14 protein-coding genes are annotated in these 14,782 nt (G+C 57.9%); 13 read left to right on the top strand and 1 reads right to left on the bottom strand.

The features are described from left to right. The first annotated feature begins 6 nt into the window (after positions 1–6). From QZ190_RS06695 to QZ190_RS06670, 6 genes are all read left to right on the top strand, one after another. Positions 7–2,205, top strand: a complete 2,199-nt coding sequence (locus tag QZ190_RS06695) for a 3-hydroxybutyrate oligomer hydrolase family protein (RefSeq protein WP_291914958.1) — start codon at positions 7–9, stop codon at positions 2,203–2,205. Positions 2,206–2,529: 324 nt separating this feature from the next. Beyond that, positions 2,530–3,306, top strand: coding sequence for an ABC transporter ATP-binding protein (locus QZ190_RS06690; protein WP_291914957.1), 777 nt, complete (start codon positions 2,530–2,532; stop codon positions 3,304–3,306). Further along, the gene (locus tag QZ190_RS06685; protein ID WP_291914955.1) at positions 3,299–4,009 is read left to right on the top strand and encodes an ABC transporter ATP-binding protein; all 711 of its coding nucleotides are present in this window, start codon (positions 3,299–3,301) and stop codon (positions 4,007–4,009) included. Before QZ190_RS06690 ends, QZ190_RS06685 begins: the two co-directional genes overlap by 8 nt. A 25-nt stretch (positions 4,010–4,034) precedes the next feature. Continuing rightward, positions 4,035–5,249 carry an ABC transporter substrate-binding protein gene (locus QZ190_RS06680; protein WP_291914953.1) on the top strand — a complete coding sequence of 405 codons (1,215 nt, stop codon included), beginning with the start codon at positions 4,035–4,037 and terminating at the stop codon, positions 5,247–5,249. Positions 5,250–5,284: 35 nt separating this feature from the next. Next, complete coding sequence (locus QZ190_RS06675) at positions 5,285–6,169, top strand: branched-chain amino acid ABC transporter permease (RefSeq protein ID WP_090139828.1); 885 nt, start codon at positions 5,285–5,287, stop codon at positions 6,167–6,169. A 4-nt stretch (positions 6,170–6,173) separates the two neighbouring features. Further along, positions 6,174–7,133, top strand: a complete 960-nt coding sequence (locus tag QZ190_RS06670) for a branched-chain amino acid ABC transporter permease (protein ID WP_291914948.1) — start codon at positions 6,174–6,176, stop codon at positions 7,131–7,133. 25 nt (positions 7,134–7,158) lie between these two features. Here QZ190_RS06670 and QZ190_RS06665 read toward each other — a convergent pair whose 3' ends face one another. Next, on the bottom strand, positions 7,159–7,983 hold the full coding sequence (locus QZ190_RS06665) for an IclR family transcriptional regulator (RefSeq protein ID WP_089961299.1): 825 nt from the start codon (positions 7,981–7,983) through the stop codon (positions 7,159–7,161). Positions 7,984–8,171: 188 nt separating this feature from the next. Here QZ190_RS06665 and QZ190_RS06660 point away from each other — a divergent pair, with 188 nt between their 5' ends. The 7 genes from QZ190_RS06660 to QZ190_RS06630 are packed head-to-tail and all read left to right on the top strand — an operon-like array spanning position 8,172 to position 14,777. Beyond that, positions 8,172–9,218, top strand: coding sequence for an ABC transporter ATP-binding protein (locus QZ190_RS06660; protein WP_291914943.1), 1,047 nt, complete (start codon positions 8,172–8,174; stop codon positions 9,216–9,218). Beyond that, a complete protein-coding gene (locus QZ190_RS06655) occupies positions 9,215–10,075 on the top strand; it encodes an ABC transporter permease (RefSeq protein ID WP_291914942.1) in 861 nt (286 codons plus the stop codon). Before QZ190_RS06660 ends, QZ190_RS06655 begins: the two co-directional genes overlap by 4 nt. Then, positions 10,072–10,866, top strand: coding sequence for an ABC transporter permease (locus QZ190_RS06650; protein WP_291914941.1), 795 nt, complete (start codon positions 10,072–10,074; stop codon positions 10,864–10,866). The genes QZ190_RS06655 and QZ190_RS06650 overlap by 4 nt, the downstream gene beginning before the upstream one ends. After that, on the top strand, positions 10,863–11,165 hold the full coding sequence (locus tag QZ190_RS06645) for a (2Fe-2S)-binding protein (protein WP_291914940.1): 303 nt from the start codon (positions 10,863–10,865) through the stop codon (positions 11,163–11,165). The genes QZ190_RS06650 and QZ190_RS06645 overlap by 4 nt, the downstream gene beginning before the upstream one ends. Then, positions 11,162–12,559 (top strand): FAD/NAD(P)-binding oxidoreductase, encoded by a 1,398-nt coding sequence (locus QZ190_RS06640; RefSeq protein WP_291914939.1) that lies wholly within the window; start codon positions 11,162–11,164, stop codon positions 12,557–12,559. Before QZ190_RS06645 ends, QZ190_RS06640 begins: the two co-directional genes overlap by 4 nt. Next, complete coding sequence (locus QZ190_RS06635) at positions 12,556–13,707, top strand: FAD-binding oxidoreductase (RefSeq protein WP_291914937.1); 1,152 nt, start codon at positions 12,556–12,558, stop codon at positions 13,705–13,707. The genes QZ190_RS06640 and QZ190_RS06635 overlap by 4 nt, the downstream gene beginning before the upstream one ends. Next, positions 13,704–14,777, top strand: coding sequence for an ABC transporter substrate-binding protein (locus QZ190_RS06630; RefSeq protein WP_291914935.1), 1,074 nt, complete (start codon positions 13,704–13,706; stop codon positions 14,775–14,777). Before QZ190_RS06635 ends, QZ190_RS06630 begins: the two co-directional genes overlap by 4 nt. Positions 14,778–14,782 lie beyond the last annotated feature (5 nt).

Here is a 14,782-nt window from a genome sequence, read left to right as displayed (position 1 = left end):
AGTGAAATGAAAAAACAACACAAAACGATGATGGCGGGGGCCGTTCCCCTGCTGTTGGCCGCCTGTGGCGGCGGAGACGGTGGGAGCGGCGTGACTGTCAATACGCTGCCGAAACAACTGACTCAACACAGTGTCATGGCCTACACGGCAACGACGCCTGGTGCTGGCAACAGCACAGATTCGCAGGACTTGCTGACCGCTGGCCTAGGCAAAACTGGCCTTGGTACTGCTACTGCGCCAAGTTATGCCGATCCTCTGAAGCCAACTGCTCTGGAGCTGCGACGCAACGCCATACACGCCAACTACCGCGCCATTCTTGATCCAAGCGCCAATGGCGGTTATGGCCGTTTGTACGGACCCAACATCGACCAGAACGGCGCAAACACACTCGGTGAAGGCATGATTCCTGGTAAGGAGTTCATTGCATCGCTGGACGACGGAAGTGGCAACAAGCAGGTCGTGATCGCTGTCCAAATCCCTGACAGTTTTGATGTCAAGAACCCTTGCATTGTGGCCGGTCCATCCTCAGGTTCGCGAGGTGTATATGGCTCGGTTGGCAGCGCGGGCGAGTGGGGACTCAAGCGTGGCTGCGCTGTGGCACTGACCGACGCCGGCAAGGGCGTAGGCCTGTATGACCCCAGCGATGACACTGTCAACAAGATAGACGGTACTCGTGCGACCCGATCAGCAGCTGGTGCCTTGTCCTTCTTCGCTGCCAGTTTGAGCGACAGCGCTCGGTCATTGTTCAACACAGCGTTTCCGAACCGACTTGCCCTCAAGCACGCGCACTCGCAGATGAACCCCGAAAAGGACTGGGGCAGCGACACGCTGACTTCCATCCGCTACGCCTTGTACGTACTGAATGAGCAATATGCGTCCACCGTCCCGGGTGGCACAGGCAAGGCAGTGCGGTTTGACGCTGGCAACACACTGGTAATTGCAGGCTCCGTCTCCAACGGTGGCGCAGCAGTATTGCGGGCCGCCGAACTCGACACTGCAGGTTTGATCGATGGGGTGGTGGCCTCCGAGCCGAGTGCTCAACCGTCTCGAACCACCGGGTATGGCGTGCAGTTCGGGGGCTCGGACATTCCTGTCAAGGGACTTCCGCTGATCGACATCTTCACTATTGCCAACCTTTACCAGCCCTGTGCGGCACTGGCACCCACTGCCGCTATGGCCGAATCGACGATCTACAACTATATGACCTTGACCGGCATGAACGCGCGCGCGAGCAACCGCTGCGCAGCGCTTGCAGCCAAAGGCCTGGTCAGTGGCACTACAACTTCGGAGCAGGCGGCGGACGCGTTACGGAAGCTTCGAGACAGCGGGTTTTCGGCGGACCACGACACCATGCACAACGCCCACTATGGACTGGGCAACGCGGCCATCATCAGCATGATGTACACAAACGCCTTTGGACGATTCTCGGTCATCGACAACCTGTGCGGCATGAGCGCAGCTCAGGTGGACGGGACAGGCTCCGTTGTGCCTGTGAACCCGACCGTCAAGGCGCAGAGCTTTGCAGGTGGCAATGGCACGGTTAACGGTGCGCCTGCAAGCGTGGTCTACAACACATCGGTGGGCGGGGCTAAGTCTTGGGCGTTCGGAGTTTCTCCGTCGAGCGGAATGGCCGATTTCTCATTGGATGCGGCGCTTTGCCAGCGTGCCCTGGTGACCGGCAAGGATCCCGTAAAAAACACCGACCTCACGACGACCAGCAGCCCGACCTTGGCTCAAAGCCAGGCAGTCCGCACAGGTATGCGCGAGGTTTTGCTCAACGGCAACCTTCAGAACAAACCGACGCTGATCGTCGCCGGACGCAACGACGCGTTGGTGCCTGTTAACCACGCTGCCCGAGCCTATGCCGCGTTCAACCGAAGCGTTGAGGGAACTGGTAGCCAGCTCCGTTACATCGAGGTGACTAACGCGCAGCACTTCGACACCTTCTTGCCATTCTCAGGCTTTGATACCCGCTTCGTCCCCCTGCACGGCTACTTCAATCTTGCCATGGACGCGATGTACGCCAAGCTCAAGAATGGCACCGCGCTGCCTCCCAGCCAAGTGGTGCGCACTACGCCACGCGGGGGCACACCTGGTGCTGCGCCAGCGATCACTGCAGCGCACCTTCCGTCATTTGCTTCGACTCCTGTGTCCAGCGATGTCATCGGCATCAGCGCGTCACACGTGATCGAAGTGCCGAACTGAGGCAAACCGTCGGGCTACAGCTTTCGTGCTGCAGCCTGACGCCGCGACCTATGCGTAGTAATACACCGGTGAAAACCCGCTTACGCGTTCAGGATCAAACTGCAAACATAGGCAACTGCGTTGGCGCAAGCCAACGTGCGAAAAACAGCCCATATCCGGAGAGCAATATGTCATCAAAATGTATTTTCACAACTTTGGCGCTCTGCAATCCAGACACTTACGAGACACCCCCGGGGATAACCATGACGCAAAACTGACAAGAGCCCAGCACAATCAACAAGCTGAGAATTTTTACCCGCCGAACAATGAACCAGAGCCCTCCAGATGTCCAGCCATTTCATTCTTGAAACCCGAGAGCTCGTCAAAGAGTTCAAAGGCTTCGTTGCCGTCAACGGCGTGAGCCTGAATGTGCAGCGTGGTCATATCCACGCGCTGATCGGCCCCAACGGTGCAGGCAAGACCACAGTCTTCAATCTGCTGACCAAGTTCCTGATCCCCACGCGTGGGCAAATTCTGTTCAACGGTCACGACATCACCCCCGAGAAGCCCTCCCAGGTGGCGCGGCGCGGCATTGTGCGGTCTTTCCAGATTTCGGCAACTTTCCCCAACCTCACGGTGATGGAGAACGTGCGCATTGGTTTGCAACGCGCCACGGGCACCTCGATGCACTTTTGGCGATCTGAGCGCAGCCTGAACCAACTCAACGACAAGGCCATGGCTTTGCTCGACCAAGTTGACTTGGGCAACATGGCCGACCTGACGGCGGTGGAGTTGCCTTATGGCCGCAAGCGCGCCTTGGAAATCGCCACCACACTGGCGATGGACCCCGAGCTGATGCTGCTGGACGAACCCACACAGGGCATGGGCCACGAAGACGTGGACCGCGTGACGCAGCTGATCAAGAAAGTGGGAGCCAACCGCACCATCTTGATGGTGGAGCACAACATGAATGTGGTGTCCAAAATCGCAGACACCATCAGTGTCTTGCAACGTGGACAAGTGATTGCAGAAGGACCTTACGCCGTGGTGTCGCAAAACCCTCAAGTGCTTGAAGCCTACATGGGCACGACCGATAACCAACTGGAGGGGGCCCATGGCTGAGTCCAAAGAATTCTTGCGCATCAGCAACCTGCAGTCCTGGTACGGCGAGTCGCACATCCTGCACGGGGTGGACATGACCGTGAACGAAGGCGAGGTGGTCACCTTGCTGGGTCGCAATGGCGCAGGCCGCACCACCACTGTCAAATCCATTTTGGGCCTGGTGGGCCGCCGCACCGGCTCCATCACCATCAAGGGCCAGGAAACCGTGAACTGGGCGCCGCACCAGATTGCCAAGCTGGGCATTGGGTATTGCCCCGAAGAGCGTGGCATTTTCTCGGCCCTGACCTGCGAAGAAAACCTGCTGCTGCCGCCTGTCATTGCACCCAACGGCATGTCGGTCGAAGAAATTTACGACATGTTCCCCAACCTGCTGGAGCGGCGTAACAGCCCCGGCACGCGCCTGTCGGGTGGCGAGCAGCAGATGCTGGCTGTGGGCCGCATCCTGCGCACAGGGGCGCGCTTTTTGTTGCTCGACGAAATTTCTGAAGGCCTGGCCCCCGTGATCGTGCAAGCGCTGGCGCGCATGATCACAGCCCTGAAAGCCAAGGGCTTCACGATCATCATGGTGGAGCAGAACTTCCGGTTTGCCGCGCCCCTGGCAGACCGGTTTTATGTGATGGAACATGGTCAGATGGTGGAGAGCTTCAGCGCACAAGAGCTGTCCTCCAAGATGGGCATGTTGAACGAGTACCTGGGTGTGTGATTTTTTTCTAACTGGAGACAACACGATGAAACGCAAACTTCTTTCCCTCGCTGCCTTGGCCGCCTGTGCCTTTGCAGGTTCAGCCCAAGCCCAGATCTCTGACGGCATCGTCAAGATCGGTGTGCTCAACGACATGTCGGGCCTGTACTCGGACATCACCGGCCCCGGCTCGGTCACCGCAGCCCGCATGGCTGTGGAGGATTACATCAAGGCCTCGGGCAGCAAACTCAAGGTGGAAATCGTCAGTGCCGACCACCAGAACAAACCCGATGTGGGCTCCAACGTGGCGCGTCAGTGGTACGACACCGACAAGGTTGACATGATCGCCGATGTGCCCACATCGTCTGTGGGCTTGGCCATTGCCAAACTGTCGGCTGACAAGGGCAAACTGCATGTCAACTCCGGCTCGGCCACGGCCGACCTGAGCGGCAAGGCCTGCAATGCCAACACCATCCACTGGGCTTATGACACCTGGATGCTGGCCAACGGCACCGGCAAAGCGATTGTCAAAAGCGGTGGCGACACCTGGTTCTTCCTGACTGCTGACTACGCTTTCGGCCAAGCGCTGGAGCGCGACACCGAAGCTGTGGTGGTGAAAAACGGCGGCAAAGTGGTGGGCAAAGTGCGCACACCTTTCCCAACACAAGACTTCTCCTCTTTCTTGCTGCAAGCGCAAGCTTCAAAAGCCAAGATCATTGGTCTGGCCAACGCAGGCGGTGACACCACCAACTCGATCAAGCAAGCTGCCGAGTTCGGCATCACCAAGGGCGGTCAGAACCTGGCAGGTTTGCTGGTGTTCTTGCCCGACGTCCACTCGCTGGGTCTGAACATCGCGCAAGGCCTCAAGTTGACCGAAACCTTCTATTGGGACCTAAACGACAACACCCGCGCTTTCACCAAGCGTTTTGCAGCAGCCCAGGGCGGCAAGCACCCATCCATGGTGCAAGCGGGCGTTTATTCGAGCGTGATCCACTACCTGAAGGCCGTGGACGCAGCCAAGACCGATGACGGCACCAAAGTCGCCGCCAAGATGAAAGAGCTGCCCACAGACGATCCTTTGTTTGGCAAAGGCACCGTGCGTGCTGACGGCCGCAAGATCCACCCGGCCTACCTGTTCGAAGTCAAAAAACCTGCCGAATCCAAGGGCCCATACGACTACTACAAGCTGATCGCCACGATCCCTGCTAACGAGGCATTCCGTCCCTTGGCCGAGAGCGATTGCCCGCTGGTCAAGAAGTAATTTAACCCTTTGTTCAAGCAAGTCGATACATCACCATGGAAATCTTTGGCATACCATCGCAAGCCCTGTTTGGGCAATTGCTGATCGGGCTGATCAACGGCTCTTTTTACGCATTGCTCTCGCTGGGCCTGGCCGTGATTTTCGGCTTGCTGAACATCATCAACTTCACCCACGGCGCCCAGTACATGCTGGGCGCCTTCGTGGCCTACCTGTCGCTCACCAAGTTGGGTATCAACTACTGGGTGTCGCTCATCGTGACGCCCATTTTGGTGGGTGCCACCGGCATGCTGATTGAGCGCACCATGCTCAAGCAGCTGTACAAGCTGGACCACCTGTATGGCCTGCTGCTCACCTTCGGTCTGGCTTTGATCATTCAGGGTTTGTTCCGACACGAATTCGGCTCTTCGGGCATGCCTTATCCGGTGCCCGAAGTCTTCAAGGGTGCTTACAACACCGGCTTCATGTTCCTGCCCAAGTACCGCGCCTGGGTCATCGTGGCTTCGCTGGTGGTGTGCTTCACCACCTGGTACGTGATCGAACGGACCAAGCTGGGCGCTTATCTGCGCGCCGCCACTGAAAACCCCAGCCTGGTGCAGGCGTTTGGCATCAACGTCCCGCGCATGATCACATTGACCTATGGCTTCGGCGTGGGCTTGGCTGCTTTTGCGGGTGTGATGGCCGCGCCCATTTACCAGGTCAACCCCACCATGGGCGCTGACATCATCATTGTGGTGTTTGCGGTGGTTGTGATCGGCGGCATGGGCTCCATCATGGGTGCGATCCTCACCGGTTTTGGCTTGGGCCTGATCGAAGGCCTGACCAAGGTGTTCTACCCCGAAGCCTCCAGCACGGTGATTTTCATCATCATGACCATTGTTCTCCTGATCAAGCCTGCCGGGTTGTTCGGCACCCAGAAATAAGACCATGACCACTGTCTCGACCCCCACACTCAAGACCCAGTCGTTCACCCACCAGTGGGTGGCCTTTGCCATCATGGTGCTGGTTCTGGTCATCGCGCCCATCTGGGTGTACCCCATTTTCCTGATGAAGGTCATGTGCTTTGCCTTGTTTGCATGCGCCTTCAACTTGCTGATCGGTTTTGGTGGCCTGCTGTCTTTTGGCCACGCCATGTTTTTGGGCACGGCCGGTTATGCCGCTGCCCATGCGGCCAAAGTCTGGGGCTGGAACCCGGAGCTGGCCGTGTTGTTTGCCACCGCTTGCTCTGGGTTACTGGCGCTGGTGACGGGCATGCTGGCCATTCGCCGTCAAGGCATTTACTTTGCCATGATCACCTTGGCGTTTTCCCAGATGGTGTTCTTCTTCTATCTGCAAACGCCTTTCACGGGCGGTGAAGACGGCATCCAGTCGGTGCCACGCGGCAAGTTGTTTGGTGTGTTTGATTTGTCCGAGAACTCGGCCATGTACATGTTTGTGCTGGCGATCTTCTTGGCGGGTTTCGCCCTGATCTGGCGCATCATTTATTCGCCCTTTGGCCAGATCCTCAAAGCCATCCGCGAAAACCAGGACCGCGCCATTTCGCTGGGCTACGACACCGACCTCTACAAGCTGATTGCCTTCGTCATCTCTGGCGCATTGGCGGGTACGGCCGGTGCCACCAAGTCGCTGGTGTTCCAGTTGGCTTCGCTGACAGACGTGCACTGGTCCATGTCGGGCGAGGTGGTGCTGATGACGCTGGTGGGTGGCTTGGGCACCTTGTTTGGCCCGGTGGTGGGTGCGGCTGTGATCGTGAGCATGCAAAACTACCTGGCCCAGCTGGGTGCATGGGTCACCATCATCCAGGGTGTGATTTTTGTGATTTGCGTGCTGGCTTTTCGCCGGGGCATTGTGGGTGAGATTGCCCACTGGCTCAAAAAGCCGCTGTAAGTGATCCATCCCACAGATTCCTCATTCAGCCATTGGGCATCCAGGCCGCAAGACAAGACAGCGGCCTGCGCAATGTGGGGTCAAAGGGGTTGATGTGCGGGGAAACACGTTGTGCCTCCTTTTTGAGCAGCTCCACCACAGTGGGCAGCCGCTGATCGTTCAGGCGAGCTGAAATCGTTCCGACGCTGATGGCCGCCACCGCGTGGCCATCGCGGTCACATACAGGAACCGCCACACCGGCCATGCCTTCGAGCAAACCCGAGTTGGTGTCGGCATAACCTTGGGCCCGAACCCGGTCAATTTCGGTCCTGAGGTACACCTCATCGAGTGTGCCCAGTTCGCGAACACGGGGCACATTGAAGCGGATCACTTCTTCGCGTTCGGCCTCGGGCAAAAAAGCCAGAATGGCCAAACTGCCTTGCCCCACCCCTAAGGCCACTCGGCCGCCAATGTCGCCCGTGAACGACCGGATGGGAAAAGGACCTTCGCTTCGATCAATACACACCGCATCGAAACCGCTGCGGGCCAGTAAAAAAAGGGTGTCACCCAAACTGGCCGACAGACGCAGCAGCAGTGGGCGGCACAGGTCGCGCAAATGTGATGGATTGCCTGCTCGTGCGGCCAATACAAAAAACTCAATGCTCAAGCGGTAATGCTTGGTCCGCTCATCTTGTTCCACCACATTTTGGGCAATGAGCGCCTGCAAAGTGCGGTGCACGGTGGCTTGCGTCAAACCGATGTCTTTGGCGATTTGGGTCACCCTTGCTCCCTCGCGCTGGGCTTGGGACAAATGGCCAATGATGGCGAAGGCGCGTTCGAGCACGCCTGATCCCATTTGTGGTGTTGTCATGTTGATGATCCGAAGTTTTGAAGAAATTTTATGGATTTAATTCGACTGAATGGAATTAAATAAATACTTTTATCATTTAATGAAATACCCTGTTGACGCCATCGCCTGATTCAAACACCATTTGTCAATGTCCGTCGTCCATATTTGCAAAGGCCAAAGCCAGGCCAGCGGGCACAGGAGTGTGGTGAATGTCTTTTTTGACGCTGACAAATCTTTCCAAGTTTTACGGCACGCAATGCGCCGTCGACAAGGTGAACCTGAGCGTTGAAAAAGGCGAGTTCGTCACCCTGCTGGGGCCTTCGGGCTGCGGCAAAACCACCACGCTGCAAATGATGGCCGGCTTTGTAGAAGCCAGCGAAGGTGACATTTTTCTGGATGGCCAGAACATCACCCACAAAGCCCCGAACACGCGCGGCTTGGGCATTGTGTTTCAAAGCTATGCGCTGTTTCCCCACATGACGGTGGCCCAAAACGTGAGTTTTGGCTTGGAGATGCGCTCCATGGCCAAGGCCGAACGTGTTCAGCGCGTGGCCTCGGCTTTGGCTTTGGTGCACCTGAGCGATTTGGCGCAGCGCTACCCCCGGGAACTCTCGGGCGGGCAACGCCAAAGGGTGGCTTTGGCTCGCGCTTTGGTGATTGAGCCGCCAGTGTTGTTGCTGGACGAGCCTTTGTCCAACCTGGACGCCAAACTGCGTGAAGAAATGCAGTTTGAATTGCGGCAAATCCAGCGCAAAGTGGGGACCACCACCATCATGGTCACGCATGACCAAACCGAAGCCATGTCGCTGAGCGACCGGGTGGTGGTCATGCAAGCAGGGCGCGTCACGCAAATCGACAAACCGTATGCGTTGTACGAAAACCCTCAGACACCCTTCATTTCCACATTTGTTGGCAAAGCTAACCTTTTGCATGGCCAAGTCAAAGTCAACGAGGGAGATTGCTTCATAGACATGCAAGGCTTGAAGCTCCCAGTCGCTGGTGGCGTCTGGGCAGAAGGGCAGGCGTTGATGGTCAGCGTGAGACCCGAAAAAATTCTGTGCGTTGCACCCGGCACGGGCCGTTTGGAGGGGACTGTCAAGGCGCGGTTTTTCCTGGGCAGCCAATGGCTCTACCAGATCGACACAGCGCTTGGACTGCTGACCGTGACCTGTGCCAACAACGAAAGTTTGCCCCTCCAAGAGGGGCAAATCACCGGTCTGAATTGGTCCGATGCCGCTATGCGGGTGATGCCATGAACAGGCCGGGGCGCTGGACACCCTGGTTTCTGTCGGCACCGGCTTTGCTGCTGTTTTGTGGTTTGTTGCTGCTGCCTTTGTTGATGACGGGCATTCTGTCATTCCACGTTTTTGACTACAACACGGGGGTCAAAGACGCGTACACCTTGGCCCATTACGTGGCAGTGCTGACCGACCCGTATTACTTTGAAATTTTCTGGCGAACGTTTTGGGTGTCTGCCGTGACGACCGCCATATGCCTGCTGATCGGTGCCCCTGAGGCCTATGTGTTGAGCCGCATGCGTGACCCATGGCGCACGGTGTGTTTGCTGGTGGTACTGGCTCCCTTGCTGATTTCTGTGGTGGTGAGGGCCTTTGGCTGGAGCATGCTGCTGGGGCCGCGAGGCGTGATCAGCCAATTTTTCAACTTTGCGGGCCTGGGCACATTCAAAGTCCTCTACACCGAGTGGGCCGTGGTGATTGCCTTGGTGCACGTCATGCTGCCTTTCATGATCATTCCGATCTGGACCTCACTGCAAAAGCTCGATCCGGGCGTCGAACAGGCGGCGCTGTCTTTGTCGGCATCGCGATGGACTGCTGTGCGTCGCATTGTGTTGCCACAGGTGATGCCCGGGATTCTGTCGGGCTGTCTGATCGTGTTTGGCTTGTGTGCAAGTGCTTTTGCCATTCCGGGTTTGTTGGGAGGGCGGCGTTTGAAAATGGTGGCCACTGTGGTTTATGACGAATACCTGCACGAACTGAACTGGCCGCTGGGGGCCACTTTGGCCTTGATTTTGCTGGTGGCCAATCTGGTGGTCATGCTCAGCTACAACCGCGTGCTGGAAGGCCGTTACAAAAAATCAATGGGGGTGGCATGACCTCCAATGGCGGGCTTGCAAAGCTGTTCAACGCACTGGTGATGGTCTTCATGCTGGCGCCATTGATTGTGGTTTGCCTGGTCGCGTTCACTCCTGAAAACACCTTGACGATTCCGACCACTGAGTATTCATTGCGCTGGTTCAAGGCCGTGTTTGAGCACCCTGATTTCGTCACTTCGTTCTGGAACAGTCTGTGGCTGGCTTTGGGTGCAGCCAGCTTGTCCACGCTGGTGGCCGTGCCTGCTGGCTTGGCCATTTCACGCTATGAATTCAAAGGGCGCGACGCACTCAATGCCTTGTTTCTTTCACCTTTGATCGTGCCGCACTTGGTGTTGGGTGTGGCCATCTTGAGGCTGTTCACACTCATTGGCGCGACAGGCAATTTTTATTGGCTCATGTTGGCGCATGTGGTGGTGATCACCCCCTATGCCTTGCGCCTGGTGTTGGCAGCGGCTGTGGGCATGGACAAGCACTGTGAGCATGCCGCTTTGTCTTTGGGGGCGAGTCGGATGACGGTCTTCAGGCGCGTGACCTTGCCCATGATCTTGCCCGGCGTGACGGGTGGGTGGTTGCTGGCTTTCATCAACAGCTTTGATGAGGTGACCATGTCTATTTTTGTGACCTCTCCAGCCACGGTGACTTTGCCCGTGCGCATGTACATGTACGCCACGGAGTCGGTCGACCCCTTGATGGCTGCCGTATCGGCGTTGATGGTGGCTTTGACCGCAGGGGTGATGGTCATCTTGGACCGACTGTATGGTCTGGACAAAATACTGTTGGGTGGCAAATGAAACAAGAACCTTGCGCAGGCTCAGGTTTGTGGGTCAGACTGGCCGAGACCGAGCGTGAGACGCTGGGTTTTTTTCTCAATGGCCAAGCTTGCGAGGCGTTGGCAGGTGACACCATCATGACCGCCTTGCTGACTCAAAGTCGCGCTCTGGGCCAAAGCGATCAATCCGGTACCCTGCGGGCGGGGTTTTGTGTCATGGGGGCTTGCCAGGATTGCTGGGTCGCCACAGAAGACGGTGCCCGGCTGCGCAGTTGTCTGCGCCTGATTGAGTCAGGGATGCGCTTGGTGGTGAAAACATGAACAAGCTTCAGTCACCCCCTGTGATTGTGGGCGCAGGACCGGCCGGCATGCTGGCTGCGCAAACCCTGGTGCGCAAAGGTTTGCGCCCGGTGGTGCTGGATGAAAACGCTCGCCACGGCGGCCAGATTTTCCGCCAACCGCCTGCACATTTTCAGCGCAGCCCAAAGGCCCTTTACGGGTTTGAGTCGGACAAAGCTGGGGCTGTGCTCCAGGCCATGCAGGACTTGTTGCCGCACATTGATTACCGGCCCAACACCTTGGTGTGGAATGCACAAGCGGCTTGCCTGGATTTGCTGCACGAGGGCAAGACATCGGTCTTGCCCTATGGGGCCTTGCTGGTGGCCACCGGGGCCACCGACCGGATCTTGCCCTTCCTGGGTTGGACACTGCCGGGCGTCTTCAGCTTGGGCGGCGCTCAAGTGGCGCTGAAATTTCAGGGCTGCGCCATTGGCCGTCAAGTGGTTTTTGCGGGCACGGGGCCGCTGCTTTATTTGGTGGCTTACCAATACGCCAAAGCGGGTGGGCAGGTGGCGGCCATTTTGGACAGTGCCCAGTGGAGCGATCAACTTCGCGCGTTGCCTGAGCTGACGGCCCAGGCATCGATGCTGTCCAAAGGCGTGTATTACGTGGCTTGGCTGATGGCGCATGGCGTGCCGATTCACCGAGGTGCGTTGCCGGTGCAAGCGCTGGGCAAGGCATCGGTAGAGCGGTTGATCTGGCGCGACAAACAAGGCGAACACCGCCTTGTTTGTGATGCCGTGGCCACGGGTTACGGTTTACGATCCGAAACGCAGTTGGCCGATTTGTTGGGTTGTGAATGGGTCTATGACGAGGCCGACAGGGCCTGGTTGCCTGCCAAAGACAGCGCTGGCCGCGCCTCCGTACCAGGGCTTTACTTGGCCGGCGATGGGGCGGGCATTCAGGGTGCCGATGCCGCGCAATGGTCTGGTGAACGGGCGGCGTGGGCATTGCTCAGCGATCAAGGACTGGTGCTGAGCGAAGATGAAAAAGCACGCATCGAGGCGCTGGACAAAATGATGGCCCGACGCAAGACTTTTGGGGCGGGTTTGACCAAGGCCTTTCCCGAGCCGCACCAATGGCCCGCGTTGACCTCGGATGCAGTGGTGATCTGCCGCTGCGAAGAGATCACAGCCGGAGACATTCGCAACGCGGCCAAAGCATCGGGGGCGCTTGAGCTGAACCGTTTGAAGGCTTTTTCGCGCGTCGGCATGGGGCGCTGCCAGGGGCGGATGTGTGGGTGCGCCGCAGCCGAGTTGCTGGCGCATTGCACACAGCAATCGCCCTCGCAGGTGGGCCGTTTGCGTGGGCAAGCGCCCATCAAACCCATTCCGTTTGAAAACACGCTCAGCGCCCAAACCGAGGGGCCTGCATGAGCCGCAGACAAGACTTTGATGTGGCCATCGTGGGCGGCGGCATTGTCGGGGCCTCCGCTGCCTTGGCTTTGAGGCGACACGGCAAGTCGGTTGTGCTCCTTGAGCGGGATGTGTGTGGATCACGCTCAAGCGGAGTGAACTACGGTGGCGTGCGCCGCCAAGGTCGCTCGCTGGTGCAGCTGCCCCTGTCTCAGCGGGCCCACGAAATCTGGGGACGCTTGCCCGCAGTGATCGGGATCGAAGGCGAATACATTCGCTCCGGGCATCTGAAGATCGCCCGAACAGAAGCGGACATGGCCTCGCTGCAAGCGTACCGCGAGAAGTGTCAAGCGCATGGCCTGAATTTGCAGACCATCGGGGGCGATGCATTGCGCAAAACCTACCCTTGGCTGGGCGAACGCATCGTGGGCGGTTCTTTGTGCGCTGAAGATGGGCACGCCAACCCCCGTTTGGTGTCACCAGCTTTTGCCAAGGCCGCGCAAGATGCGGGTGCGGTGATCATGGAGAGAACTTCTTGTGTGCGCATCGTTCATGCACCGAGTGGTTTCGAGATGGAGACGAACACGGGTGTTCGCATTGGCAGCACCCATTTGCTCAATTGTGCAGGGGCCTGGGCAGGGCAAGTGGCCGCCCAATTCAACGAACCCGTGCCCATGGAATCGGCACACCCGGTGATGGCCGTGACCGAACCCCTGCCAACATTCATGAACTTGAGCCTGGGTGTGGAAGGCGGTGGCATCTACGCCAGACAAGCGCCCAGAGGCAATTGCGTGATCGGTGGCTCGCGTGGTTTTGCCCTGGATGACCTGCGGGCCAGTCCCTCACGCGAAGCCATTGGCCTGGTGCTGGCCCGATCGGTTGAATTGCTTCCCCGCTTGCGGCATGCCCATGTGATCCGCACCTGGAGTGGCACAGAAGGCTACTTGCCAGACCACGAGCCGGTGATTGGCTTGAGCCAGACCACGCCCGGCTTGATTCACGCTTTTGGCTTCGCAGGCGCTGGTTTTCAAACCGGCCCCGCTGTGGGTGAGGTGTTGGCCGAACTGGTTTGTCACGGCCGCTCGACCACGCCCATTGAGGCGTTTTCCATTGCCCGTTTTTCTGCCTTTCCTTTGTCCGTCACATCAACCCCAGGAGACTTACCATGACCCCCTTGTTGCGATCCACTCTTTCTGTGAAAACGCCCCTTTGCGCCCTCACCGTAGCACTCGCGGCCTTGACGCCGAGCTTGTCGCAGGCCCAAACCAAAACCTTGTACATCGGCATGAATGGCGGCGTGATGGAGAAAACGTGGACAAGCCATGTGTTTCCAGCTTTTGAAAAGGCCAACAATGTGAAGGTGGTGGTGGTGCCTGGCACCTCTTCCGAAATCTTGGCCAAGGCGCAGGCCAACAAAGACAAGCCTCAGATGCATGTGATGTTCCTCGACGATGGCGTGATGATCCGCGCCGCTGGCATGGGCCTGTGTGAAAAACTCAAACCCAGCCCGGCTTTGAATGAGATTTTTCCCACCGCTCGTTTCAAGGATGACATTGCCGCTGGCGTGACCATGGGCATGACCGGGCTGGCCTACAACAAGAAGATGTTTGCTGAAAAAGGCTGGGCCGCCCCCACCTCTTGGATGGACATGGCCGATCCCAAATTCAAGGGCAAGGTCGTGTTCCAGTCCATGCCCTCATCTTCCTTTGGTCTGCATGGTTTCTTGATGTTCAACCGCATCAAAGGCGGCACCGAGGCCAATGTGGAGCCCGGCTTCGGTGCATGGAAATCATCGATTGGCCCCAATGTCCTCGAGTACATCCCCAGCTCGGCCAAATTGGCTGAAATGATCCAGAACGGCGAAGCAGCCATCGCGCCCCTGACACCCACGAGCGTGGCGACTTTGCAGGAAAAAGGCATTGCCGTTGAATACGCACAACCCAAAGAAGGCTCTGTTGTGCTCATGGTGGCCCAGTGTGTGATCGCCAACAACTCCGAGCCGGTTTTGGCACAAAAGTTGGCCGAGCACCTGTTGTCAGCTTCTGCGCAAGCGGCTGGACTGGAGCATGGCAATCAAATTCCGTCCAACCCCAAAGCACCTGCTGTGGGCGACGATGCCAAATTGAAACTCCGGCAATTTGCCGATTACATGAAAACAGCGGTGGTGCTCGATTGGTCGGTCATCAACGAAAACCGACCCACTTGGAATGCCCGTTGGAACCGCACCATTGAGCGTTAAATCCT

The organism is Limnohabitans sp., assembly GCF_017848645.1.
In the GTDB taxonomy this organism is placed as follows: domain Bacteria; phylum Pseudomonadota; class Gammaproteobacteria; order Burkholderiales; family Burkholderiaceae_C; genus Limnohabitans_A.
This window is presented reverse-complemented; position numbering and strand designations above follow the sequence as displayed.